This window comes from Citrobacter sp. Cm046, assembly GCF_030333065.1.
GTDB lineage: Bacteria > Pseudomonadota > Gammaproteobacteria > Enterobacterales > Enterobacteriaceae > Citrobacter > Citrobacter murliniae.
In genome coordinates, this window is the sequence record NZ_JAOWGP010000034.1 from 1 (window position 1) to 24,118 (window position 24,118).

Consider the following 24,118-nt stretch of genomic DNA (forward strand, 5'->3'; position numbering starts at 1 on the left):
GGCCCGGAGGGCGAGCGAAGCGAGTCATCCTGCACGCCCCACCAGTGTAAAAAGGCGCCCTAAAGGCGCCTTTTTGCTATCTGCGATTTATAAGATTCGAACCTGCTTCCCTGATGCGCTTCGCTTATCAGGCTTACAAAACATATCCGGCATTCATCAAACGCAATTATTGTGACTTTTATACGCCAATCCGCTATCTTGTTTAGCATATAAAACAAATATAGCCGATTGCAGCGTGCATCTCGCTTTAAGTCGGTTGTTTCGTTAAGCCAGTAAAACGAGAAAGCATGATGAGCGTGATGTTTGACCCTGAAGCTGCAATCTATCCGTTTCCGCCGAAGCCTGCACCGCTGGGTGTGGATGAAAAGCAATTCTATCGCGAAAAAATCAAGCGCCTGTTGAAAGAGCGCGATGCAGTGATGGTTGCGCACTATTATACCGATCCTGAAATCCAACAATTGGCTGAAGAGACCGGCGGTTGTATTTCTGACTCACTTGAGATGGCGCGATTCGGATCAAAACACCCAGCATCCACACTGCTGGTTGCGGGCGTCAGATTTATGGGAGAAACGGCCAAAATTCTTAGCCCGGAAAAAACTATCCTGATGCCAACGTTGCAGGCGGAGTGTTCATTAGATTTGGGCTGTCCGATCGACGCCTTCAGTGCATTTTGTGATGCTCACCCGGATCGCACAGTAGTGGTTTACGCTAATACGTCAGCCGCCGTTAAAGCGCGTGCTGACTGGGTGGTAACATCCAGTATCGCCGTTGAACTTATTGAGCATCTTGATAGTTTAGGTGAAAAAATCATCTGGGCACCGGACAGACATCTCGGCAACTACGTGCAAAAACAGACCGGTGCGGATGTGCTCTGCTGGCAGGGAGCCTGCATTGTCCATGACGAATTTAAGACCCAGGCATTAACGCGCATGAAAGGGCTTTATCCTGACGCGGCTGTTCTGGTACACCCTGAATCCCCTCAGTCGATTGTTGATATGGCCGATGCAGTGGGGTCAACCAGTCAGCTAATTAACGCAGCTAAAACGTTACCGCACAGACAACTTATTGTGGCGACTGATCGGGGCATTTTTTACAAAATGCAGCAGGCTGTTCCTGATAAAGAGTTGCTCGAGGCTCCGACGGCTGGTGAGGGGGCAACCTGTCGCAGCTGTGCACATTGTCCGTGGATGGCGATGAACGGCCTTAAGGCGATCGCTGAAGGTCTTGAGCAGGGTGGAGTGGCTCATGAGATACAGGTTGATGCAGCACTGCGAGAAGGGGCACTATTGCCGTTAAACCGCATGCTGGAATTTGCGGCTACACTACGAGCTTAATTATCGCGTTTCGCTCTGGGGGGAAAGATGGATTTTTTTAGCACGCAGAATATTCTGGTTCATATTCCGATTGGTGCAGGTGGTTACGACCTGTCATGGATTGAAGCGGTAGGTACTGTCGCTGGTTTACTGTGTATTGGCCTGGCTAGCCTGGAGAAAATCAGCAATTATTTCTTTGGTCTGATCAACGTTACGTTATTTGCGATTATTTTTTTTCAGATCCAACTCTACGCCAGCCTGTTGTTACAGGTGTTCTTTTTTGCCGCCAACATCTACGGCTGGTATGCATGGTCCCGGCAAACCAGTCAGCATGAGGCTGAACTGAAAATTCGCTGGCTGCCGTTACCAAAAGCGCTAAGTTGGCTGGCTGCTTGCGTGGTGGCGATTGGTTTGATGACGGTGTATATCGATCCGGTGTTTGCGTTTTTGACCCGCATGGCAGTGAATATTATGCAGGGGCTGGGGTTACAGGTTGCCGCACCAGAACTTCAACCCGACGCTTTCCCGTTCTGGGATTCCTGCATGATGGTGCTGTCAATTGTGGCGATGATCCTGATGACACGCAAATACGTCGAGAACTGGCTTTTGTGGGTGGTCATTAACGTTATTAGTGTGGTGATCTTTGCCCTGCAAGGCGTGTATGCCATGTCGCTGGAATATATGATCCTGACGGTTATTGCCCTCAACGGCAGCAGGATGTGGATAAACAGCGCGCGCGAACGCGGCTCACGCGCGCTTTCCCATTAGTGATGGTGATGTGAATGACCGGACAGTCCCTGATAAAGGTGACAGTCCGGTCCATTACATGGCTGATACTCCATCTGAATGGTCGCGTGTTCAATTTGATAGTGATGCGTCAGGAAGTGCTGAATGCGCTCCAGCAAGGCATCATGATCGTGCGGTGGGATCACCTGCACATGCAATGTGATTACCGGTTTTTCTCCCACCATCCAGACGTGCACGTGATGCACATTGCGAACTTCAGGAATATCCCGACTAAGATGGCGCTGTAGTGCAGCAATATCCAGTGCAAGCGGCGCACCTTCCAGCAATTCATTCACGCTATCTTTCAATAAACGCCAGGCGCTGCGCAGTACCAGCACGGAAACCAGGATAGAAAGAATGGGATCCGCAGGCGTCCAGCCGGTCCATATAATGATCAGCGCAGCGATAATCGCACCTACCGAACCGAGTAAATCGCCCATCACGTGTAGTGCAGCGGCGCGGACGTTGAGGTTTTTCTCTTCACTTCCGCGATGCAGAACCCAGAAGGCGAGTACATTAGCCAGCAAACCCGCGACGGCGATAACCATCATCATTCCGCCAGCTACTGGTCGGGGCGTATGGAAGCGCTCAATCGCTTCCCAGACGATTAAAATAGTGATCACCACCAGCGCAATAGCGTTAACAAACGCGGCCAGTGTGGTGAGTCTCAGCCAGCCGAATGTGTGGCGGATAGTGGGAGGACGACGGGAAAACTGGACGGCCAGCAGTGCGAAAAGTAGCGCAGCCGCATCGGTAAGCATGTGCCCCGCATCCGCCAGTAGCGCCAGAGAGCCTGAAAGTATTCCTCCCACCACCTCAACCAGCATAAATCCTGCTGTAATACAGAATGCGAACAGCAGTCGACGGGCATTGTTATCTTTGTGCTGGTCCGGGGAAGTATGAGTGTGCGAGTGAGCCATAGTGTCATCCCTTTGTTATTCTCATCTTTACTGTATGACATCATACCGGGTTTGGGCTGACAAAATTAAAAAGGAGAGCTTTTGCTCTCCTGTTATTAGCCATATTTTAGCTTTACTGGGTGGTACCATCAGTTTTGGTATCGACATCATTATTGATGCCGTTTCCGGTCTCGACCTTCTTATTCACATCCGGACAGCGACCGTCTTTACACATAGAGTTTTTGTGCACCTCGTCTTTTGTCATTCCTTCATGGTTCATCGATGAACCGTTCGGGTGCAGCATGGTTCCACCCGAATTGATTTTGTTATTGTTGACGTTATTTGGTGCAACGTTTTCACGGGCGTCAGGTGCTACTTGACCAGCATCCGCCGAAGAATTTGCCTGGCCGTTATTGGACTGAGCGTTTGTTTCTGCAGCCAGCGCTGCGCCGCTGGCGAGGCTAAGAGTTGCAGTAAGAAAGAGTGAGGCCAGCTTTGTCATTGTCATTTGCATAATATGCTCCTGTAATGGTCAATATGTCGGATAACCTCTTCCAACAGTGCATGTGCCAGTTAAATCGTCAGGGTGTGGTTTAATGTTTCAGTATGGAAATAAAAAACAGCATAGAATCTTGAAAATAATAAAAAAGTAAGTTGTTACAGTTAAAAATTGTAGTTTAGATCTCGTTTTTCGCTACTTTATTGCGTTTTTTTGATTGATTCCAGGATTAATCCGTCCAAACTGTAAAACCCCGTTTACACTTTATGATTGAAGATATAGATTGGAGGGATTGCATTCATTTATATAAGTATGGCAACGCTGGAATAATCATGAATTATCAGAACGACGATTTACGTATTAAAGAGATCAACGAGTTATTACCGCCAGTCGCACTGCTGGAAAAATTCCCTGCTACTGAAAATGCCGCAAATACGGTTGCTCACGCCCGTAAGGCGATCCATAAGATCCTGAAAGGGAGCGACGATCGTTTGCTGGTTGTTATCGGACCGTGTTCTATCCATGATCCGGCCGCAGCCAAAGAGTATGCTGCTCGCCTGCTGGCACTGCGTGAAGAGTTGAAAGATGAGCTTGAAATCGTCATGCGCGTCTATTTTGAAAAGCCGCGTACTACCGTGGGCTGGAAAGGGCTAATCAACGATCCGCATATGGACAACAGCTTCCAGATCAACGACGGTCTGCGCATAGCGCGTAAGTTGCTGCTGGATATTAACGATAGCGGCTTACCGGCTGCGGGTGAATTCCTTGATATGATCACCCCGCAATATCTCGCGGACCTGATGAGCTGGGGCGCGATTGGTGCACGAACTACCGAGTCCCAGGTGCACCGTGAGCTGGCCTCTGGTCTTTCCTGCCCGGTTGGATTCAAAAATGGTACCGATGGCACAATTAAAGTCGCCATTGATGCAATCAATGCCGCAGGTGCGCCGCACTGTTTCCTGTCTGTGACCAAATGGGGTCACTCCGCAATTGTGAATACCAGTGGTAATGGCGATTGCCATATCATTTTGCGCGGGGGCAAAGAGCCGAATTACAGTGCTCAACACGTTGCTGACGTGAAAGGAGGGTTGGTCAAAGCGGGTCTGTCTCCGCAGGTCATGATCGACTTTAGCCATGCGAATTCCAGCAAGCAATTTAAAAAGCAGATGGATGTTGCTAAAGACGTGTGCGGGCAGATTGCCGGTGGCGAAAAAGCGATTATTGGCGTGATGATTGAAAGCCATCTGGTTGAAGGTAATCAGAACCCGGATAGCGGCGAACCGCTGACTTACGGTAAGAGCATTACCGATGCCTGCATTGGCTGGGAAGATACTGACTCTGTGCTGCGCCAACTGGCAAAAGCGGTGAAGGTTCGTCGCGGCGAGTAATACCCTTTTCTTTGTTTATAAACCGGCTAAACAGGCCGGTTTTTTTATCTCTGATTTCTCATAATCACAAAGAGTTAGATACGCTCTTAAAAGTTTTGACGTGACTGAGATCAAAATTTTACACCTATATCGATCGTAATATAAATTTTTACATAACGATTGATAATACAAATGAATAAACCTACTTACTTAGCAACACTGTTGCCTGTTCTCATTACTCTGGCATCCCAAAGTGTCCACGCTGAAGCGGCGTCTGAAGATGAAATTGTCGTCACCAGTCAGCCTTCCGGCAATCCAGCTTCTGCGCCTTCCGGTGCAGGATTTAAAACGAATGATATTGATGTTGGTCCGCAGGGAAATAAAGCCTGGGTCGATACGCCATATTCGACGACCACGGTCACTAAAATGATGATTGAAAATCAGCAGGCGCAAAGCGTGAGTGAGTTGTTGAAATATTCACCCAGTACGCAAATGCAGGCACGTGGCGGTATGGATGTTGGTAGGCCGCAAAGCCGTGGTATGCAGGGTAGCGTTGTTGCCAACAGTCGCCTGGATGGCCTGAATATTGTTTCAACAACAGCGTTCCCGGTTGAAACACTGGAACGTCTGGATGTACTGAATAGCCTGACGGGGGCATTGTATGGCCCGGCCAGCCCGGCGGGGCAATTTAATTTTATTGCAAAACGTCCGACGGAAGAGACGCTACGTGAAGTGACTCTGGGTTATCAGAGTCGCAGTGCGTTCACCGGGCACGTTGATCTGGGAGGGCATATTGATGATGACAACCGTTTTGGCTATCGCGTTAATATCCTGAATGAGGAAGGGGAAGGAAACCTGGACGATAGTACGTTGCGTCGTAAGCTTCTCTCCGTGGCGATGGACTGGAATATTCAACCCGGTACGCAGTTGCAGTTGGATGCCAGCCACTATGAGTTTGTCCAGAAAGGATATCCGGGCAGCTTCAGCTATGGTCCAGGTATTAAATTACCTTCTGCGCCTGATCCCAAAAATAAAAATCTTGCACTCAGTACTGCCGGTAACGATCTGACGACGGATACCGTCAGTACACGGCTGATTCATTATCTGAATGATGACTGGTCGGTAACGGCTGGTGTTGGCTGGCAGCAGGCGGATCGCGCGATGCGCAGCGTATCGAGCAAAATAATAAATGATCAGGGTGATATCAGCCGCACGATGAAAGACTCCACTGCAGCGGGGCGTTTTCGTGTACTGAGCAATACTGCCACTCTCAATGGTCATGTGGATACTGGCTCCATTGGGCACGATATTGCACTTTCAACTACGGGTTATGTTTGGTCTTTGTACAGTGCAAAAGGCACCGGCTCTTCTTATAACTGGGGCACCACTAACATGTATAACCCTTCGGAGATGACGGAGAAAGGCGACGGAAAAATCAGAACCAGCGGTGATCGCTATAAATCCGGAGTGAATACACAACAGAGTATTACCGTGGGCGATACGATCACGTTGACACCGAAATGGTCAACAATGTTTTACCTCAGCCAGAGTTGGATCCAGTCACAGAGTTATAATAAGAACGGGCATAAAACCAGCCAGATTGATGAGGATGGATTAAGTCCGAATGCGGCGCTGATGTATAAAATTACGCCAAATGTGATGACCTATATTAGCTATGCAGAGTCCCTGGAACAGGGGGGAACCGCACCAATCAACAGCGATGTGAAAAATGCCGGACAAACGCTGGATCCGTACCGCAGTAAGCAATATGAAGTAGGGCTTAAAGCGGATGTTTCAGGGTTGAATTTGGGCGCGGCTCTGTTCCGGCTCGAACGTCCTTTTGCCTATGTAGATCCCAATGATGATGTCTATAAAGAACAGGGTAATCAGGTAAATAATGGTCTGGAACTGACTGCATCCGGAAACGTCTGGCAGGGATTAAACGTTTATAGTGGTGTGACGTTCCTCAATCCAAAATTGAAAGATACGGCCAGCGATTCAACCAGCGACAAGCAGGTGGTCGGGGTTCCCAAAGTACAGGCTAATATGTTGGCTGAATACAGTTTACCTTCTATACCGCAATGGGTTTATAGCGCGAATATTCACTACACCGGTAAGCGAGCGGCTAACGACACTAATACCGCGTGGGCTGGCAGCTACACCACGTGGGATTTAGGAACTCGCTATACAACCAAAATCAGCAATGTGCCTACCACCTTCCGGGTTGTCGTGAACAACGTGTTCGATAAGCATTACTGGGCCTCCATCTTCCCGTCAGGGACTGATGGTGATAACGGTTCGCCGAGCGCATTTATCGGCAGCGGACGCGAAGTTCGTGCTTCCGTGACGTTAGATTTCTAAAGGCTGGAATGATGACGTTAACCCGTATTTTCCCCGCACTGATCTGTCTGGTGGCGGGGAGCTTATTTGCCGCGCAACCGCAAAGCGATGTCCGTATCGCATCGCCATGGCCCGCACAAAACACCATTATCACTATGTTAGGTTATGGCGAAAATATTGTTGGTACATCAATGATAGCGAAGAAAATACCGCTTTTCCGCCAGAGTTTACCGCGTATTGATGATGTCGCTGTCGTCAGTGTTAACAGCGGTCATGAGTTGGATCCGGAGCAAATTATCTCGCTTGATACGCAACTGTTATTCGTGCCGAAATCGATGACTGTACCAGGCGAATCATTACTCCAGCAGGCTGGTGTGCGTATTCTTGCCTTCGAAGCGAATTCCATGACTGCATTAACGTCCCGGGTACAGAAAACGGCGGATGTTCTTGGACCTGATGCTCAGCAGAAAGCCTTGCGTTACCAACGCTATTTTGACCATAACGTGGGGCTGGTGAAGGACCGTTTAAAAGATCTTTCTGACAATCAGCGAGTGACGATATATCACAGTATGGGCAACCCGCTGACAACCAGCGGTCGCCCCTCTCTTAATCAGGATTGGATGGATCTGGCTGGGGCAAGGAATATTGCCGAGCACTGGTTTGACAGCAAATCAAACCGAACGGGGGAGGTGGCGCTGGAACAGATCGTTGCGGCTAATCCGGCGGTTATTGTAGCAATGAATAAACGCGACGCAGAAGCCATTATGGCTTCCCCTCAGTGGGCGCAAGTCGATGCAGTGATTCATCATCGAGTCTATGTTAATCCGAAAGGTATGTTCTGGTGGTGTCGGGAGACCAGCGAAGAGGCGCTGCAATTTCTCTGGCTGGCTAAAACGCTTTACCCACAACGTTTTGTTGACATAGATATGCGCCAGGAAGTTCGTGATTTTTATCACGATTTTTTTGGTATCTCGCTCAGTGACTCACAGGTCAGTGATGTGCTCACTCCGCCGAAATGATTCGGCAGATAAGGAAAATGATGTCGTCATCTGCTGATATACAGATGCGGGAGTCAATTGACGAACGCTATCGTCTTGTTATCCGTAAGCGATGGGTGCTGGCGCTGGTGATTATTTTGGCGATAGCAGCCTCATTGGTGCTGGATTCGACCCTTGGCCCGTCTGGCCTGGCTCTTGCCGATCTCTGGCAAGCGCTACTCCATCCGCTAAGTGTCAACGCCGGAACCCGCGTAATAGTCTGGGATATCCGCTTACCTTACGCGCTAATGGCGTTGTTGGTGGGAATGGCGCTCGGACTGGCGGGGGCGGAGATGCAAACTATCTTAAATAACCCGTTGGCGAGCCCGTTTACGCTTGGTGTCTCGTCTGCGGCAGCCTTTGGTGCGGCACTGGCGATTGTATTGGGTATTGGTATTCCGGGGGTATCCGCCACGTGGTTTATCCCTGCGAATGCCTTTATTTTTGCGCTGCTCTCCGCCTTACTGCTTGACGGCATCACCCGCTGGACCCGTGTAGCAACATCCGGTGTGGTGCTGTTTGGCATCGCGCTGGTCTTTACCTTTAACGCGCTGGTGTCAATGATGCAGTTTGTTGCCGATGAAGACACACTACAGGGACTGGTTTTCTGGACAATGGGTAGTCTGGCCCGCGCTTCGTGGGAAAAACTTGGCGTACTGGCCGTCGCTGTTGTCATTGTCTTTCCATGGTCAATGCGTAGCGCCTGGCAACTCACGGCGCTGCGCCTGGGCGAAGATCGGGCGATGAGTTTTGGCATTGATGTGCGGCGGCTACGCCTGTCATCGCTTCTGCGCATCAGCTTATTGTCGGCGTTGTCGGTGGCTTTTGTAGGCCCCATCGGCTTTATCGGGCTGGTTGCACCGCATATTTCACGCATGCTATTTGGTGAAGACCATCGTTTTTACCTGCCCGGAAGTGTACTGACGGGGGGACTGGTGCTCTCGCTGGCCTCTATTGCGTCGAAGAACATTATTCCCGGTATCATTATCCCTGTTGGAATAGTCACATCGCTGGTGGGGGTCCCCTTTTTCCTGAGCATTATTCTGCGGCATCGGGGGAGCATGTCATGAGTGGGCTAATTCTCCGGGGAGTGGACGCGGGATATCCTAAACAACCAGTGATTCATAATCTCAATGTCGCCGAGCTGCCACGGGGTAAAATCACTGTATTACTGGGACCTAACGGTTGCGGGAAGTCAACATTGCTACGTTCGCTGGCAGGGTTGAATAAAGCCAGCGGTGAGGTGATTCTTGACGATGAGAATTTAACATCGTTGCCGTTTGCTAAACGTGCTGAGAAGGTGGTGTTTTTACCACAGTCGCTGCCGCAGGGTGTTCATTTGCATGTGCTGGAGTCAATTATCGCTGCACAGCGGGCGTCCTGCAGAAGAGACGATGAAAGCAGTAACGCTCAGGCGCTGGCAATACTTGAACAACTTGGGATTGCGCATCTGGCGCTGCACTACCTCGATCAACTTTCTGGAGGGCAGCGACAACTGGTCGGTCTGGCGCAGTCTTTGATCCGTCGACCTGACCTGCTGTTGTTAGATGAACCACTCAGTGCACTGGATTTAAACTATCAGTTCCACGTGATGGATTTAATCCATCGCGAAACACTGGCGCGCAATATGGTCACCGTAGTTGTGGTACATGATATTAATATCGCGCTGCGCCATAGCGAATACGTGTTAATGCTCAAAGACGGGAAACTGGTTGCCAGCGGTGAGCCTGAGGAGGTCATTACCGCAGAGAGTTTGGCTGAAGTGTACAATGTTCGGGGTCGTGTGGAACGGTGTTCACAGGGAAGGCCGCAGGTGATACTCGACGGCGTGATTGACGTATAAAAAGAACAGCAGAATAAGCAATAGTAGGCCCGGTAAGCTTGCGCTACCGGGCAAAATACATTACTTCGCTTTACCCTGGTTGGCAACGGCAGCAGCTTTTGCTGCGATTTCGTCGGCGTTACCCAGATAGTAATGTTTGATTGGTTTGAAGTTTTCGTCAAACTCATACACCAGCGGTACACCGGTCGGAATGTTGAGTTCCAGAATTTCATCTTCGCCCATATTATCCAGGTACTTCACCAGCGCACGCAGGGAGTTACCGTGAGCGGCGATAATCACGCGCTCACCGCTTTTCATGCGCGGCAGAATGGTTTCGTTCCAGTATGGGATAACACGATCGATGGTTAGCGCCAGGCTTTCAGTTAGCGGTAGCTCTTTGTCGGTCAGTTGTGCATAACGCGGATCGTGACCCGGATAGCGCTCATCGTCTTTGGTCAGTTCTGGCGGGGTTACCGCAAAACCACGACGCCATTGTTTAACCTGCTCGTCACCGTATTTTTCTGCGGTTTCTGCTTTGTTCAGACCCTGCAGCGCACCGTAGTGACGCTCATTCAGTTTCCAGGATTTTTCAACAGGCAGCCAGGCCTGATCCAGTTCATCCAGCACGTTCCACAGGGTGTGGATGGCACGTTTCAGCACAGAGGTGTAAGCAAAATCGAAGCTGTAGCCTTCCTCTTTCAGCAGTTTACCTGCTGCCTTTGCTTCGCCCACGCCTTTCTCTGACAGATCGACATCATACCAACCGGTGAAGCGGTTTTCGTTGTTCCACTGACTTTCACCGTGACGTACCAGAACCAGCTTAGTTACAGCCATACTCTCACTCCTCAAGCTTTATCGAATGATAATAATTCTCATTATATTGCCGTGATGCGTCAGCGGCAATGCTTACGCATAACCATAGCGAAAATAGCGACACAGTGTAAGGTTCTTGTGAACTCAAGGTTGCTATTTTGTCTTTGAACGGTGGGATTATGAGCGGGTTTGATGTGGGTAATAAACAACGAGCCCGATAAACTTACGCTATCGGACTCGTTACGGTTAATTATCAGGCAGGAATAAATCGATATTCCGTCACGCTGGCGTACTCTTCGCCAGGGCGCAGGAAGCAGTCTGGTTGAGGCCATTCCTGATGATTCGGGCTGTCCGGCAGGAATTCACTTTCCAGCGCCAGACCCTGCCAGTCGGCATAAGCTTCTGGTCCACGAGAGGGGGTGCCGCCGAGGAAATTCCCGGAGTAGAACTGCAATGCCGGAGCAGAGGTATAGACCTCCATGTGCAGTCTTTCATCCTGCGACCACAGGTGAGCGACCGGTTTGCGGATATCGCCCTGTGCCTGTAGCAAGAAGGCATGATCGTAACCCTTAACCTTGCGCTGGTCGTCGTCGGCCAAAAATTCGCTATCGATAACTTTTGGTGCGCGGAAATCAAAAGAGGTTTCCGCAACGGATTTCAGGCCAGCGCTTGGGATCCCTGTTTCATCAACCGGCAGGTACTCATCGGCCAAAATCTGTAGCTTATGTTGACGAACATCGGTTTTGTCACCGTCGAGATTAAAATAAACGTGATTCGTCATATTCACCGGGCAGGGCTTATCGACCGTCGCGCGGTAGGTGATCGAAATGCGATTATCGTCAGTCAGGCGGTACTGCGCCGTTGCGCAAAGATGGCCAGGGAAGCCCTGGTCGCCATCTTCAGACGTTAATGCAAACAACACCTGACGGTCGTTTTGATTCACTATCTGCCAGCGTCGTTTATCGAAACCGTCTGGCCCGCCATGTAGCTGGTTTTCACCCTGGCTTGGCAGTAATTCGATGATTTCACCAGCGAAAGTGTAACGACTGTTAGCGATACGGTTAGCATAGCGACCTATTGAAGCGCCCAGAAACGCGGCCTGATCCGGGTATTGCTCCGGGCTGGCACAGCCAAGCAATGCTTCGCGCACGCTACCATCGCTGAGCGGAATGCGGGCAGACAAAAGAGTCGCGCCCCAGTCCATCAAGGTGACAACCATCCCTGCGTCATTACGCAGGGTTAGCAGGCGAAACGGCTGGCCGTCGGGGGCCAGTACGGGAATTTCATTCAGCACTGTCCGGCTCCTTGTGAAGGTTTACAGACGTAGAAGGTCTCTTTGATACCTGTTTTTGCTTCGTACTGTGTGGCGACAGCCTGCTGTACGGCAGGAACCAGAGCTTGCGGGATCAGCGCCACAATGCAGCCGCCAAAACCGCCGCCGGTCATGCGCACACCGCCCTGATCGCCGATGGTAGCTTTAACAATCTCGACAAGCGTATCAATCTGCGGCACGGTGATTTCGAAGTCATCGCGCATTGAAGCATGAGATTCTGCCATCAGTTGGCCCATACGCAGCAGGTCGCCTTTTTCCAGTGCGTCTGCCGCTTCAACGGTGCGGGCATTTTCTGTGATCACGTGGCGAACGCGTTTGGCTACGATCGGATCAAGCTCGTGCGCGACGGTGTTAAATGTCTCAAGGCTGACATCACGCAGTGCTGGTTGCTGGAAGAAACGCGCGCCGGTTTCGCATTGTTCACGACGGGTGTTGTACTCACTGCCAACCAGCGTACGTTTAAAGTTGCTGTTGATGATCACGACAGCAACACCTTCAGGCATGGAAACCGCTTTAGTGCCCAGCGTACGGCAGTCGATCAGTAGCGCATGATCTTTTTTGCCCAGTGCGGAGATTAGCTGATCCATGATGCCGCAGTTACAACCAACAAACTGGTTTTCGGCTTCCTGACCGTTCAGGGCAATCTGTGCGCCATCGAGCGGCAGATGATAAAGCTGCTGGAACACGGTGCCTACGGCCACCTCCAGCGAGGCGGAGGAACTTAAGCCCGCGCCCTGTGGCACATTGCCGCTAATCACCAGATCGGCACCGCCAAAGGTGTTATTACGCTTTTGCAGATGTTTCACGACGCCACGCACATAGTTTGACCATTGCTGGCTGTCATGGGCGATAATCGGTGCATCAAGAGAGAACTCATCAATCTGATTGTCGTAGTCAGCTGCGATCACGCGGACCTTGCGATCGTCCCGCGTCGCACAACTGATAACGGTTTGGTAGTCGATGGCGCAAGGCAGGACGAAACCGTCGTTATAATCGGTATGTTCGCCAATCAAATTAACGCGACCCGGAGCCTGAATAGTGTGGGTGGCAGGGTAGCCAAAAGTTTCTGCAAACAGAGATTGTGTTTTTTCTTTCAGACTCATTATTTAAACTCCGGATTCGCGAAAATGGATGTCGCTGACCGCACGCAGACGTTCAGCGGCTTGTTCTGCCGTCAGGTCGCGCTGGGTTTCCGCCAGCATTTCGTAACCGACCATAAATTTACGTACGGTAGCGGAACGCAGCAGGGGCGGATAAAAATGCGCATGCAACTGCCAGTGCTCATTTTCTTCGCCATTAAATGGCGCACCGTGCCATCCCATGGAATAGGGGAAAGAGCACTGGAACAGGTTGTCGTATCGACTGGTCAGTTTTTTCAGTGCCAGCGCCAGGTCGGTACGTTGCTCGTCGGTCAAATCGGTAATACGCAGCACATGTGCTTTCGGCAGCAGTAGCGTTTCGAACGGCCATGCTGCCCAGTAAGGTACTACCGCCAGCCAGTGTTCGGTCTCCACAACCGTACGGCTGCCATCCGTCAGTTCACGCTGGACATAATCGAACAGCATTGGCGTGCCCTGTTCGGTGAAATATGCTTTTTGCTGCCTGTCTTCGCGTTCGGCTTCGTTGGGCAGGAAACTATTGGCCCAAATCTGCCCGTGTGGATGCGGGTTTGAGCAGCCCATCGCCGCGCCTTTATTTTCAAACACCTGAACCCAGGGGTAGGTTTTCCCCAGATCTGCTGTCTGTTCTTGCCAGGTTTTCACTATTTCCGTCAGCGCAGGAACGCTGAGTTCCGGCAACGTTTTACTGTGATCGGGCGAGAAGCAAATAACGCGGCTGGTACCGCGTGCGCTCTGGCAACGCATCAATGGATCGTGGCTGTCTGGCGCGTCCGGGGTATCGGACATCAGGGCAGCAAAATCATTGGTAAAGACAAAGGTACCCGTGTAATTCGGATTTTTATCGCCAGTGACGCGTGTGTTGCCCGCACACAGGAAACAGTCCGGATCATGAGCGGGCAAAACCTGCTTAGACGGTGTTTCCTGCGCCCCTTGCCAGGGACGCTTAGCGCGATGTGGCGAAACGAGTATCCACTGCCCGGTAAGTGGGTTAAAGCGGCGATGTGGATGATCGATGGGATTAAATTGTGTCATGACAAATCCTTAGTCCGGGTATCCTTGCGGATGGCGTGACTGCCAGTGCCAGGTATCCTGTGCCATTTCATCCAGCGTACGGGTAACCCGCCAGTTCAGTTCGCGGTCAGCTTTGCTGGCATCAGCCCAGTAAGCAGGAAGATCGCCGTCACGGCGTGGCGCAAAATGGTAGTTAACTGGTTTACCGCAGGCTTTGCTGAAGGCGTTGACCACGTCCAGAACGCTGCTGCCGACGCCGGCTCCGAGGTTGTAAATATGCACGCCCTGAATACCAGCCAGTTTTTCCATAGCGGCAACGTGACCGTCAGCGAGATCCATCACGTGGATATAATCACGAACGCCAGTGCCATCTTCGGTAGGGTAGTCGTTGCCAAATACGGCAAGAGACTCGCGGCGGCCAACGGCAACCTGAGCGATGTAAGGCATCAGATTATTTGGAATACCTTGCGGATCTTCACCCATATCACCTGATGGGTGTGCGCCAACCGGATTGAAGTAGCGCAGTAGGGCAATGCTCCACTCTGGTTGTGCTTTTTGCAGATCGGTCAGGATCTGCTCCACCATCAGTTTGCTTTTGCCGTACGGGCTTTGCGGAGTACCAGTGGGGAAACTTTCAACGTAAGGAATTTTTGGCTGATCGCCATAGACTGTTGCGGAGGAACTGAATATGAAGTTCTTCACGTTAGCAGCGCGCATAGCGTTTACCAGACGCAGAGTACCATTCACGTTGTTGTCGTAGTACTCCAGCGGTTTGGTGACAGATTCACCAACAGCCTTCAGGCCAGCAAAGTGAATGACCGTATCAATGGCATGATCGTGCAAAATTTCGGTGAGCAGTGCTTCGTTACGAATATCACCTTCAACGAAGGTCGGATGCTTTCCACCTAAACGTTCGATCACCGGCAGGACGCTGCGCTTACTGTTGCAGAGGTTATCAAGGATCACGACGTCGTGACCGTTTTTCAGTAACTGCACACAAGTGTGGCTTCCTATGTAACCGCTACCACCTGTAACCAATACTCTCATAATTCGCTCCGTTAAGCCTATGGTATGCAATAACCATAGCATAACAAAGATGCGAAAAGTGTGACATGGAATAAATTAGTGGAATCGTTTACACTTGGATAAAATCACAAGTTGACGTCAATTATTTGATTGTAACTCATAGAGTTTCTTAATGATTGCGCCTTTTATCCGAAAAAGATCGTGAAAAAAGGCGCCTCTAAATGCCAGCGAATGAAAACTAACGCAGGGATGTTTGTCGATAGGTATAGATATCGCCGTCAGGGATAAACTCCAGTCGATGAGTTATACAGGTTGGCGCATCTTCGGCGTGGTGAGAAACAAACAACAACTGAGTTTCTCCTTCACTGATAAGGATATCGACAAAACGGCGGATCAACTGACGATTTAGCGGGTCCAGCCCTTGCAACGGTTCGTCGAGGATCAGCAGAGTAGGATGCTTGACCAGCGCGCGGACAATCAGTGCCAGCCGTTGCTGTCCCCAGGAAAGACTGTGGAACGGGGCATCCGCAGTGCGTTTATCCATTCCCAAAATGTCTAACCAACGTTGCGCCAGCTTATGTTGCCGGTCTGAAACCGCCTGATAGATGCCGATTGAATCAAAGAAACCCGAGAGAATAACGTTGCGCACCGTGGTACTCACCCGGTAATCCAGATGCAGACTGCTGCTGACATAGCCAATGTGCTTTTTAATATCCCAGATGGTTTCACCGCTGCCACGTCGGCGGCCGAACAGGGTCAGATCGTTGCTATAACCTTGCGGATGATCGCCGGTGATTAAACTGAGCAGGGTCGATTTCCCTGCGCCATTAGGGCCGACAATTTGCCAGTGTTCACCCGGCTTTACCTGCCAGCTCAGGCCATGGAGAATAGGACGATCATTATAAGAGACTACGCCATCTTTGAGCACAATGCGGGCATCGTCTGTGGGAAGTGCGAGGCTGACTGAAGGTTCATCAGGCTCGGGCAACGTAATACCGTCAAGTTGTTCGCTGTGAGCAAGTTGGGCAATCAGCGCCTGTTGCAGTAAGTCGGCTTTCTCGCCGCTTTCTGTCAATGTGCAATCGGCAAGCACGCCTGCAAACTGCACGAAGTCTGGAATTTCATCAAAGCGGTTGAGGACCAGTACCAGCGTATAGCCCGTCTGATGCAACGAAGCGAGCAGATCCGCTAACTGTTGACGTGACGCAACGTCCAGCCCGTCAAACGGTTCATCAAGTATCAGTAACTCCGGTTCCGACATCAGCGCCTGACAAAGTAAAGCTTTGCGTGTTTCACCGGTAGAGAGGTATTTGAAACGTCGGTCGAGCAGGGAGGTAATACCAAACTGTTGCGCCAGCGTTGAACAACGGGCGGGATCGTTAACTTCAGCCTGGATAATCTCTGCGGTGGTTCGTCCGGTATCGTCTTCACCCGGACTAAGAAGATCGGTATTGTTACGCTGCCATTCATCGCTGACCAGCTTTTGTAGCTGCTCAAATGAGAGTCGGGTTATACGCGTGAAGTGGCACTGGCGTTCACCTTTGAGTAGCGGTAGCTCTCCCGCCAGTGCCCGGGCCAGTGCGGATTTCCCGCTGCCATTAGAGCCAACAAACGCCCAGCTATCACCTGCGTTCAAAACAAAGGTATTCAACTGCAGCGTTTTGGTGTCGCTCAGACGAAACGTGCCTTGCGAAATTTGCAACGATGACATTTTGTATCCCATTTATTGCAGCGATTAATAACAGGGATACGTGTTCTGCGGGTCGATGTCAATCGACTTAGCACAACGTGGCGATAATCACTCGGTCGGCATTGAAATACGCTGTCACAGCGGTGCCTTCTGTCAGGTCTGCCGCCTCTTCACGTGGCAGGGTGGCACATAGCGTCTGGCCATCGGGTAGGGTCATTAACACCTCGCACTGTTCTGTCCCGCGCTCAATATGGCTAATTGTCCCTTGCAACTGGTTGTCAGCGGCCTGAGCCACGCGTTTATCCTGCGTAATCCCTACCCACGGTGCTTTAAGCAGAACCAGAACTTCTTTGCCTTCTTCAAGCCCGAGACGTTCACCGCTTTGCGCCGTCAGTGCGACTTTTAGCCGCGTTTCGCCATCGGCCAGCAGGACATCGACATGCTGCTGAACCTGATTGTGGTCGCGAGCGGTAATAGTGCCAAACCACTGATTTCGGGCACTGGTTTGCAGTGAAAAACGGGAGATAGCCGCCAGCAAGCTATTGAGCGGGAGCGCATCGTCATCGCTCAGAACATCAAACGCTTTTTGTTGGATTTGTGCGAGTAAATCATACAGTTGAATCAGGCGCTGACCATAACGGGTCAATACCGCGCCGCCGCCGCCTTTGCCACCAGTAGCACGCTCAACCAACGTCTGCTCGCTGAGCTGGTTCATTTCGTTAATGGCATCCCAGGCACTTTTATAACTGATGCCCGCATCCTTCGCGCCCTGGCTGATGGAGCCGGAAAGCGCAATGTGCTTTAGCAGAGAAATGCGGCGGGGATCGGCAAACAGTTTTTCCTGAAGTTTCAGGGTAAGGAGGATTTCGGCCTGCATAACGAGCTCCTGGCAAAAAAGGGTATTGTGACGGAAAACCGCGCGCGCGCAAAGCCGACAGCACAAAAGGGGAGTGCTTTTCTACGTTATGTGGTTAGAATACAACTAAGGACTATATCTGGAGTTGACCATGTTAGAGTTATTGAAAAGTCTGGTATTCGCCGTAATCATGGTACCTGTGGTAATGGCCGTCATTCTGGGTCTGATTTACGGACTGGGTGAAGTGTTCAACATTTTTTCCGGTATCGGTCAGAAAGACCAGTCCAGACAGAATCATTGATTCCCCAAACGCCCGCTCAGTCGGGCGTTTTATCTTCTTCGTCCTTTAAGTCGCATTTTTGTTATTTGCCTCCGCTCAATATCACTCGAAATCCTTTGTGCATCGTTCCTCAAGATCCTGCTTTTCTTGCCGATATTTTCTTTGTGTAACCTCTAATTGGTATCAATAACCACTGGGAAAACCCTGGTTTAATCGTTATATTGTTGCATACATAACGAAACTCAAAGGAGTTACAGATGGCACGTTCATGGTTACGCTTGTTTGCAGGGGCAACGCTCTCTCTTTCTGTTGCCGGGCATGCGCTGGCGGATGAAGGTAAAATTACGGTGTTCGCAGCGGCTTCGTTGACAAACGCGATGCAGGACATTGCAGCGGTTTATAAAAAAGAAAAGAATGTCGATGTTGTCTCCTCTTTTGCCTCATCTTCTACGCTGGCGCGTCAGATTGAAGCTGGAGCACCAGCCGATCTATTTATTTCTGCCGACCAGAAATGGATGGATTATGCGGTAGAGAAGAAGTCTATCGATACTGCAACGCGTAAGACGCTGCTTGGGAACAGCCTGGTTGTTGTGGCTCCTAAAGCTAGTGAACAGAAAGACTTTACCATTGACAGCAAAACTAACTGGACCAGTCTGTTGAACGGTGGACGTCTGGCTGTTGGTGACCCGGAACATGTTCCGGCGGGCATTTATGCCAAAGAAGCGCTGCAAAAACTGGGAGCATGGGATACCCTGGCACCAAAACTGGCGCCTGCTGAAGACGTCCGTGGTGCGCTGGCGCTGGTAGAGCGTAATGAAGCGCCGCTGGGGATCGTTTACGGTTCCGATGCTGTTGCCAGCAAAGGCGTAAAAGTTGTGGCGACTTTCCCGGAAGATTCACACAAAAAAGTGGAATACCCTGTCGCGATTGTTGATGGGCACAAAAACGCAACGGTCAGCGCGTTCTATGACTATCTGAAAGGACCGCAGGCTTCTGAAATCTTTAAACGTTATGGATTTACGACCAAGTAATGATACTCAGCGATCCTGAATGGCAGGCCGTTATACTGAGCCTGAAAGTTTCTTCCCTGGCCGTGCTGTTTAGTCTGCCGTTTGGGATCTTCTTTGCCTGGTTGCTTGTGCGATGCAAGTTTCCAGGTAAAGCGCTGCTCGACAGCGTTTTGCATTTGCCTCTGGTTCTGCCGCCGGTGGTAGTGGGTTATCTGCTGTTGATCGCCATGGGGCGGCGCGGATTTATCGGCGAGCGGTTGTATGACTGGTTTGGTATTACCTTTGCGTTTAGCTGGCGCGGTGCAGTTCTTGCCGCGGCAGTGATGTCCTTCCCACTAATGGTGCGGGCTATCCGTCTGGCGCTTGAGGCAGTCGACGTCAAACTGGAGCAGGCAGCTCGAACGTTGGGCGCTGGACGCTGGCGCGTATTCCTGACCATCACATTACCATTGATGCTGCCTGGGATCATTGTTGGTACAGTACTGGCGTTTGCCCGATCACTCGGTGAGTTCGGTGCGACCATTACCTTTGTTTCCAACATTCCAGGTGAAACTCGCACGATCCCTTCTGCGATGTATACCCTAATCCAGACGCCTGGCGGCGAAAGCGCGGCGGCAAGGTTATGCATTATTTCTATTGTGCTGGCCCTGATTTCACTGCTTATTTCTGAATGGCTGGCGCGGATTAGCCGCGAGCGGACGGGGCGATAACCATGCTGGAACTTAATTTCTCTCAGACGTTAGGAACCCACTGTCTGACGCTCAATGAAACGCTGCCTGCCAGCGGTATTACGGCTATTTTTGGCGTTTCCGGCGCAGGTAAAACATCGCTGATTAACGCGATTAGCGGACTGACTAAGCCGCAATCCGGACGCATTGTACTCAACGGTCGGGTGTTGAATGACGTTGAAAAGGGAGTTTGCTTAACTCCTGAAAAACGCCGGGTGGGCTACGTTTTCCAGGATGCGCGACTGTTCCCGCATTATAAGGTACGCGGTAATCTGCGCTACGGCATGGCGAAAAGCATGACCGGACAGTTTAATAAGCTGGTAGCGCTGCTGGGAATTGAGCCGTTGCTTGACCGTTTGCCGGGTAGCCTTTCCGGCGGTGAAAAACAGCGTGTAGCTATTGGTCGGGCGTTGCTTACCGCACCGGAGTTGTTGCTGCTGGATGAACCGTTAGCGTCGCTGGATATTCCGCGTAAACGGGAACTGTTGCCTTACCTGCAACGCCTTGCGCGTGAAATCAATATTCCTATGCTATATGTCAGCCACTCTCTGGATGAGATTTTGCATCTGGCCGATAAAGTGATGGTGCTGGAAAACGGGCAGGTAAAAGCGTTTGGCTCGCTGGAAGATGTCTGGGGCAGTAGCGTTATGCACCCCTGGCTGCCAAAGGAACAACAGAGCAGTATTCTGAAAGTCAGTGTGCTGGAGCACCACCCGCATTATGCCATGACCGCGCTGGCGCTCGGCGATCAGCATCTGTGGGTAAACAAGCTCGATGAGCCGCTGCAAAGCGTGCTGCGTATCCGCATTCAGGCATCTGATGTTTCACTGGTATTACAACCGCCGCAGCAAACCAGTATTCGCAACGTATTACGCGCGAAGGTCGCGCAGTGTTATGACGATAACGGGCAGGTGGAAGTTCAGCTTGAGGTGGGCGGTAAAACGTTGTGGGCAAGAATCAGCCCATGGGCCAGAGATGAGCTGGGCATCAAACCTGGCCTGTGGTTGTACGTACAAATTAAGAGCGTATCGATTACCGCCTGATTACAACAGGTGAGAATAGATAAACTTCGCGATGCTGTCAGTGGTGTTGTCGCCAATCACAATATTGGCGCGAGCTTTGACGGCATCGTCTGCATTACCCATCGCAACACCGGTTCCTGCGGCTTCCAGCATGCTGATATCGTTAAAGTTATCGCCAAAAGCTATCACATTCTCCATTGAGCCGCCTTGCGCTTCAATCCACTGGGTAAGGCGTCTTCCCTTGCTGTTGCCTTTACGGGCAATATCGACCTGATCGTGCCAGGACCATTCGCATTCCAGTCCCAGTTGTTGCTCAACGTGTTTACCAAACTGCTGCAGTTTTGGAATATCTTCGTCGGTCAGAGCAAATTTCCACACGGCATTAACGTCACGTGCGGCCTGTGCCAACGACGACACCTGAGTGAATGTTGGACGCTGTTCCGGCGGCAGGGTTTGCGCCCAGTTAGCGGTACGAACCACATGCCCGGTCGGGCGCTCATACAACATGGCCTCATCTACGTACATCAGACCATGGATCTGATGCTCATCCAGCATATCGATCAGCTGCAATGCCTGCTCCACAGGAAGCGGATCGGATTCCAGTACGTTTTTTGCCTGATAATCATACAAGTAAGTACCGTTACAGCAAATTGCAGGTGTATCCAGCGCCAGTGCCTGATAAAAAGGATGAATAGCAACGTGATGGCGACCTGTGACAATGATAAGTTGGTAGCCTGCTTCCCTTGCACGAGAAAGGGCCTCGAGGGAGGATGGTAACAAGGTTTTTTTCGGTGTCAGCAAGGTACCGTCTAAATCCAGGGCAATCACGCGTGCGGTCATAGGTTTTTCCAGATTAAGGTTGATAATTTTGTCTGCAGGAATGGTACACCGAGTCGGGAGCCGGACAAAATTATGAGCCTTAATTAAGCATTCCCCGTTAAAAGCGTCTACTTTAGGCGTGTATCAGGCAATTGCAGCCACTTGCCAAAAGCAAAGGAGTATTCATGAAGCAAACCGTTTATACCGCCAGCCCTGAGAGTCAGCAAATCCATGTCTGGAGCCTGAATCACGAAGGTTCGCTAACGCTTGTGCAGGTGGTTGATGTACCGGGTCAGGTACAGCCGATGGTTGTCAGCCCGGATAAGCGCTACCTCTATGTTGGTGTGCGCCCGGAGTTTCGTGTGCTGGCGTACCGTATTGCGCCAGATGACGGTGCGCTGACCTTCGCTGCGGAATCCGCACTGCCGGGAAGCCCGACGCATATTTCCACCGACCATCAGGGGCGTTTTGTCTTTGTTGGATCGTATAACGCCGGTAGCGTTAGTGTGACGCGTCTGGAGGATGGTTTGCCGGTTGAATTGGTGGATGTGGTGGAAGGTCTGGACGGATGCCACTCGGCTAATATCTCACCGGATAATCGCACTCTGTGGGTTCCCGCATTGAAGCAGGATCGTATCTGCCTGTTTGGCCTCAGTGATGATGGCAAACTGATAGCGCAGGATCCCGCGGAAGTGACCACCGTCGAAGGTGCAGGGCCACGCCATATGGCGTTCCATCCGAATCAGCAATATGCCTACTGTGTCAATGAGCTGAACAGTTCGGTTGACGTCTGGGAATTGAAAGATCCGCACGGCAAAATTGAGTGTGTACAGACGCTGGATATGATGCCTGCTGATTTTTCTGATACCCGCTGGGCTGCGGATATCCATATCACGCCGGATGGCCGCCATCTGTATGCCTGTGACCGTACCGCCAGCCTGATTACTGTGTTCCGCGTTTCAGAAGACGGTAGCGTGCTGACTAAAGAGGGCTTCCAGCCAACCGAAGCGCAGCCGCGTGGATTCAATATCGATCACAGTGGTAAATACCTGATTGCTGCCGGGCAGAAGTCACACCATATTGCGGTGTATGAAATCGCTGGTGAGCAGGGACTTCTGACTGAGAAAGGTCGCTATGCGGTAGGACAAGGCCCAATGTGGGTAGTGGTTAACGCGTATTAAGGTTTTATGCCAAATGGCCTACGATGAGCGCAAGTCTCGTAGGCCGGATAAGGCTCTAGCAACCATCAGGCAAGGTGTTTCCCTGGAGATCGGAAATCGGTCTCCATAAATTGTCCTTATCATCAGCCCATAAATTCAATAGCAGAGAGAAAAAGCGTTCAGCGGGTGGGGAGAGAGCTACGTCTTTACGCCGAATAATCCCCAGGGTGCGCCTGATCACCGGTTCAACCAGCGGGATGCCAATAAGCGTTGAATGGGGTATTTGCGGCATTGCCAGTCCCGGTAGCGCAGAAACTCCCAGGCCAGCCTCAACAAGACCAAGTGACGTCGATAAATGGCGAACCTCGTAAAACCAATCTAGCCTCCACGGTTTGTCTGCCAAATATTGCTCAATCAGCAATCGATTACCGCTTGATGAACGAACGCCAATCAGCTTGTAATTCAGCAATTCCTGCCACTCAACCAGTTGTTTATTGGCGAGTGGATGATCGCGTCGACATGCCAGAACAAACGGTTCGTTAACCAGCGGAGTGAAGTCGATAGAGGAATTTGTGATGTTATTCATGTTTATTCCAAAATCAGCCTCGTTGCAAAGTACGGACTCCATACAACTATTCGTACCTTGTTCAATTATTCGCACTTTAATATTGGGATACAGCTCATTAAATTTTCTGATCACCAGGGGTAAAAAATAGAAAACGGCTGTTGGAATACACGATAACGTCACAATTCCATGATGATACGCATTCATTTTGCTAATGTTAAAGATGGTTTCATCCAATGATCTAATTAATTCTCTGGCTTCAGGTAGCAGCATTCGGCCCGCTTTTGTTAATGTGACTTTTCTGGTCGTTCTCTCAAAGAGTTGAGTGTGTAAATATTCTTCCATTTTTTTAATTCTGCGTGTTAATGCAGGTTGCGTAATATTAAGTGATTTTGCAGCATTGTTAAAAGAACCAGACTCAGCCAACGTAACAAATGCCTTTATGCTCGAGAGTTCATGTTTCATTCTGACTCCAACCTAAATAAGGAATGTCCAGCTTTAGATGAAAGTAACCAGTCTACCTGCAATCCTGAAATTTCAATTAATGAAAATAAGTTATTAATCACATAGGCAATGTCATTAGTCACATTATTTTTCACATGTAACTATGTTCTCAGTAAA

General features: G+C 50.6%; 23 protein-coding genes. 12 read left to right on the plus strand and 11 right to left on the minus strand.

All coding sequences use genetic code 11. From position 1 onward, the window contains the following. Positions 1-290: 290 nt before the first annotated feature. Together nadA and pnuC are read left to right on the plus strand one after the other, a co-directional pair. Positions 291-1,334 carry a quinolinate synthase NadA gene (nadA, locus tag OGX98_RS04870; RefSeq protein WP_286594977.1) on the plus strand — a complete coding sequence of 348 codons (1,044 nt, stop codon included), beginning with the start codon at positions 291-293 and terminating at the stop codon, positions 1,332-1,334. Positions 1,335-1,361: 27 nt separating this feature from the next. After that, positions 1,362-2,081: a nicotinamide riboside transporter PnuC gene (pnuC, locus tag OGX98_RS04875; protein WP_286594912.1), complete on the plus strand. Its 720-nt coding sequence runs from the start codon at positions 1,362-1,364 to the stop codon at positions 2,079-2,081. On the opposite strand, the gene zitB is transcribed toward pnuC, so the two are convergent. Together zitB and OGX98_RS04885 are read right to left on the minus strand one after the other, a co-directional pair. Next, on the minus strand, positions 2,078-3,019 hold the full coding sequence (gene zitB / locus OGX98_RS04880) for a CDF family zinc transporter ZitB (protein WP_200010609.1): 942 nt from the start codon (positions 3,017-3,019) through the stop codon (positions 2,078-2,080). The two genes, pnuC and zitB, sit on opposite strands and share 4 nt — an antisense overlap. 112 nt (positions 3,020-3,131) lie before the next feature. Then, positions 3,132-3,506: a YbgS-like family protein gene (locus OGX98_RS04885; protein WP_045449506.1), complete on the minus strand. Its 375-nt coding sequence runs from the start codon at positions 3,504-3,506 to the stop codon at positions 3,132-3,134. A gap of 323 nt (positions 3,507-3,829) precedes the next feature. Between OGX98_RS04885 and aroG the strand changes: the two genes are divergently transcribed. The 5 genes from aroG to OGX98_RS04910 all read left to right on the plus strand — a co-directional run bounded on the left by aroG (position 3,830) and on the right by OGX98_RS04910 (position 10,084). Continuing rightward, positions 3,830-4,885 (plus strand): 3-deoxy-7-phosphoheptulonate synthase AroG, encoded by a 1,056-nt coding sequence (aroG, locus tag OGX98_RS04890; RefSeq protein ID WP_045441125.1) that lies wholly within the window; start codon positions 3,830-3,832, stop codon positions 4,883-4,885. 171 nt (positions 4,886-5,056) lie between these two features. Next, on the plus strand, positions 5,057-7,225 hold the full coding sequence (locus tag OGX98_RS04895) for a TonB-dependent siderophore receptor (protein WP_286594913.1): 2,169 nt from the start codon (positions 5,057-5,059) through the stop codon (positions 7,223-7,225). A gap of 11 nt (positions 7,226-7,236) precedes the next feature. After that, positions 7,237-8,223, plus strand: coding sequence for an ABC transporter substrate-binding protein (locus OGX98_RS04900; protein ID WP_286594978.1), 987 nt, complete (start codon positions 7,237-7,239; stop codon positions 8,221-8,223). 17 nt (positions 8,224-8,240) lie between these two features. Continuing rightward, positions 8,241-9,311: a FecCD family ABC transporter permease gene (locus tag OGX98_RS04905; protein ID WP_370637064.1), complete on the plus strand. Its 1,071-nt coding sequence runs from the start codon at positions 8,241-8,243 to the stop codon at positions 9,309-9,311. Further along, a complete protein-coding gene (locus tag OGX98_RS04910) occupies positions 9,308-10,084 on the plus strand; it encodes an ABC transporter ATP-binding protein (protein ID WP_045441129.1) in 777 nt (258 codons plus the stop codon). Before OGX98_RS04905 ends, OGX98_RS04910 begins: the two co-directional genes overlap by 4 nt. 60 nt (positions 10,085-10,144) lie before the next feature. Here the strand turns inward: OGX98_RS04910 and gpmA are convergent, their stop codons facing one another. The 7 genes from gpmA to modE form a co-directional block, all read right to left on the minus strand. Then, positions 10,145-10,897 carry a 2,3-diphosphoglycerate-dependent phosphoglycerate mutase gene (gpmA, locus tag OGX98_RS04915; RefSeq protein ID WP_045441130.1) on the minus strand — a complete coding sequence of 251 codons (753 nt, stop codon included), beginning with the start codon at positions 10,895-10,897 and terminating at the stop codon, positions 10,145-10,147. Positions 10,898-11,129: 232 nt separating this feature from the next. Then, positions 11,130-12,170, minus strand: a complete 1,041-nt coding sequence (gene galM / locus OGX98_RS04920; RefSeq protein ID WP_286594914.1) for a galactose-1-epimerase — start codon at positions 12,168-12,170, stop codon at positions 11,130-11,132. Beyond that, the gene (gene galK / locus OGX98_RS04925; protein WP_225760672.1) at positions 12,164-13,312 is read right to left on the minus strand and encodes a galactokinase; all 1,149 of its coding nucleotides are present in this window, start codon (positions 13,310-13,312) and stop codon (positions 12,164-12,166) included. The genes galM and galK overlap by 7 nt, the downstream gene beginning before the upstream one ends. Positions 13,313-13,315: 3 nt before the next feature. Further along, positions 13,316-14,362, minus strand: a complete 1,047-nt coding sequence (gene galT / locus OGX98_RS04930) for a galactose-1-phosphate uridylyltransferase (RefSeq protein ID WP_045441133.1) — start codon at positions 14,360-14,362, stop codon at positions 13,316-13,318. A gap of 9 nt (positions 14,363-14,371) precedes the next feature. Beyond that, complete coding sequence (gene galE / locus OGX98_RS04935) at positions 14,372-15,388, minus strand: UDP-glucose 4-epimerase GalE (RefSeq protein ID WP_045441134.1); 1,017 nt, start codon at positions 15,386-15,388, stop codon at positions 14,372-14,374. A gap of 217 nt (positions 15,389-15,605) precedes the next feature. Continuing rightward, complete coding sequence (gene modF / locus OGX98_RS04940; RefSeq protein WP_286594915.1) at positions 15,606-17,078, minus strand: molybdate ABC transporter ATP-binding protein ModF; 1,473 nt, start codon at positions 17,076-17,078, stop codon at positions 15,606-15,608. A 67-nt stretch (positions 17,079-17,145) separates the two neighbouring features. Continuing rightward, positions 17,146-17,934, minus strand: coding sequence for a molybdenum-dependent transcriptional regulator (gene modE / locus OGX98_RS04945; protein WP_048221822.1), 789 nt, complete (start codon positions 17,932-17,934; stop codon positions 17,146-17,148). A gap of 130 nt (positions 17,935-18,064) precedes the next feature. On the opposite strand from modE, the gene OGX98_RS04950 reads away from it, so the two are divergent. The 4 genes from OGX98_RS04950 (at position 18,065) to modC (ending at position 20,974) form a co-directional block, all read left to right on the plus strand. Further along, the gene (locus tag OGX98_RS04950; protein WP_045441137.1) at positions 18,065-18,214 is read left to right on the plus strand and encodes an AcrZ family multidrug efflux pump-associated protein; all 150 of its coding nucleotides are present in this window, start codon (positions 18,065-18,067) and stop codon (positions 18,212-18,214) included. A 236-nt stretch (positions 18,215-18,450) separates the two neighbouring features. Further along, positions 18,451-19,224 (plus strand): molybdate ABC transporter substrate-binding protein, encoded by a 774-nt coding sequence (gene modA / locus OGX98_RS04955; protein ID WP_045441138.1) that lies wholly within the window; start codon positions 18,451-18,453, stop codon positions 19,222-19,224. Then, on the plus strand, positions 19,224-19,913 hold the full coding sequence (modB, locus tag OGX98_RS04960; RefSeq protein WP_045441139.1) for a molybdate ABC transporter permease subunit: 690 nt from the start codon (positions 19,224-19,226) through the stop codon (positions 19,911-19,913). The genes modA and modB overlap by 1 nt, the downstream gene beginning before the upstream one ends. 2 nt (positions 19,914-19,915) lie before the next feature. Beyond that, positions 19,916-20,974, plus strand: a complete 1,059-nt coding sequence (gene modC, locus OGX98_RS04965; protein WP_286594916.1) for a molybdenum ABC transporter ATP-binding protein ModC — start codon at positions 19,916-19,918, stop codon at positions 20,972-20,974. On the opposite strand, the gene OGX98_RS04970 is transcribed toward modC, so the two are convergent. Further along, positions 20,975-21,793, minus strand: a complete 819-nt coding sequence (locus OGX98_RS04970; protein WP_045441141.1) for a pyridoxal phosphatase — start codon at positions 21,791-21,793, stop codon at positions 20,975-20,977. Positions 21,794-21,957: 164 nt separating this feature from the next. Here OGX98_RS04970 and pgl point away from each other — a divergent pair, with 164 nt between their 5' ends. Further along, positions 21,958-22,953 carry a 6-phosphogluconolactonase gene (gene pgl / locus OGX98_RS04975; protein WP_286594917.1) on the plus strand — a complete coding sequence of 332 codons (996 nt, stop codon included), beginning with the start codon at positions 21,958-21,960 and terminating at the stop codon, positions 22,951-22,953. A 55-nt stretch (positions 22,954-23,008) separates the two neighbouring features. Here pgl and OGX98_RS04980 read toward each other — a convergent pair whose 3' ends face one another. Next, on the minus strand, positions 23,009-23,962 hold the full coding sequence (locus OGX98_RS04980) for a LysR family transcriptional regulator (RefSeq protein ID WP_286594918.1): 954 nt from the start codon (positions 23,960-23,962) through the stop codon (positions 23,009-23,011). Positions 23,963-24,118: the final 156 nt, after the last annotated feature.

Coding starts and splice junctions, on each gene's coding strand:
- modB (WP_045441139.1), top strand. CDS start 19,224: ATGATACTCAGCGATCCTGAATGGCAGGCCGTTATACTGAGCCTGAAA.
- nadA (WP_286594977.1), top strand. CDS start 291: ATGAGCGTGATGTTTGACCCTGAAGCTGCAATCTATCCGTTTCCGCCG.
- galT (WP_045441133.1), bottom strand. CDS start 14,362: ATGACACAATTTAATCCCATCGATCATCCACATCGCCGCTTTAACCCA.
- gpmA (WP_045441130.1), bottom strand. CDS start 10,897: ATGGCTGTAACTAAGCTGGTTCTGGTACGTCACGGTGAAAGTCAGTGG.
- OGX98_RS04905 (WP_370637064.1), top strand. CDS start 8,241: ATGATGTCGTCATCTGCTGATATACAGATGCGGGAGTCAATTGACGAA.
- galE (WP_045441134.1), bottom strand. CDS start 15,388: ATGAGAGTATTGGTTACAGGTGGTAGCGGTTACATAGGAAGCCACACT.
- modF (WP_286594915.1), bottom strand. CDS start 17,078: ATGTCATCGTTGCAAATTTCGCAAGGCACGTTTCGTCTGAGCGACACC.
- OGX98_RS04895 (WP_286594913.1), top strand. CDS start 5,057: ATGAATAAACCTACTTACTTAGCAACACTGTTGCCTGTTCTCATTACT.
- OGX98_RS04885 (WP_045449506.1), bottom strand. CDS start 3,506: ATGACAATGACAAAGCTGGCCTCACTCTTTCTTACTGCAACTCTTAGC.
- modA (WP_045441138.1), top strand. CDS start 18,451: ATGGCACGTTCATGGTTACGCTTGTTTGCAGGGGCAACGCTCTCTCTT.
- galK (WP_225760672.1), bottom strand. CDS start 13,312: ATGAGTCTGAAAGAAAAAACACAATCTCTGTTTGCAGAAACTTTTGGC.
- OGX98_RS04910 (WP_045441129.1), top strand. CDS start 9,308: ATGAGTGGGCTAATTCTCCGGGGAGTGGACGCGGGATATCCTAAACAA.
- aroG (WP_045441125.1), top strand. CDS start 3,830: ATGAATTATCAGAACGACGATTTACGTATTAAAGAGATCAACGAGTTA.
- OGX98_RS04970 (WP_045441141.1), bottom strand. CDS start 21,793: ATGACCGCACGCGTGATTGCCCTGGATTTAGACGGTACCTTGCTGACA.
- pnuC (WP_286594912.1), top strand. CDS start 1,362: ATGGATTTTTTTAGCACGCAGAATATTCTGGTTCATATTCCGATTGGT.
- OGX98_RS04950 (WP_045441137.1), top strand. CDS start 18,065: ATGTTAGAGTTATTGAAAAGTCTGGTATTCGCCGTAATCATGGTACCT.
- OGX98_RS04980 (WP_286594918.1), bottom strand. CDS start 23,962: ATGAAACATGAACTCTCGAGCATAAAGGCATTTGTTACGTTGGCTGAG.
- modE (WP_048221822.1), bottom strand. CDS start 17,934: ATGCAGGCCGAAATCCTCCTTACCCTGAAACTTCAGGAAAAACTGTTT.
- modC (WP_286594916.1), top strand. CDS start 19,916: ATGCTGGAACTTAATTTCTCTCAGACGTTAGGAACCCACTGTCTGACG.
- pgl (WP_286594917.1), top strand. CDS start 21,958: ATGAAGCAAACCGTTTATACCGCCAGCCCTGAGAGTCAGCAAATCCAT.
- zitB (WP_200010609.1), bottom strand. CDS start 3,019: ATGGCTCACTCGCACACTCATACTTCCCCGGACCAGCACAAAGATAAC.
- OGX98_RS04900 (WP_286594978.1), top strand. CDS start 7,237: ATGACGTTAACCCGTATTTTCCCCGCACTGATCTGTCTGGTGGCGGGG.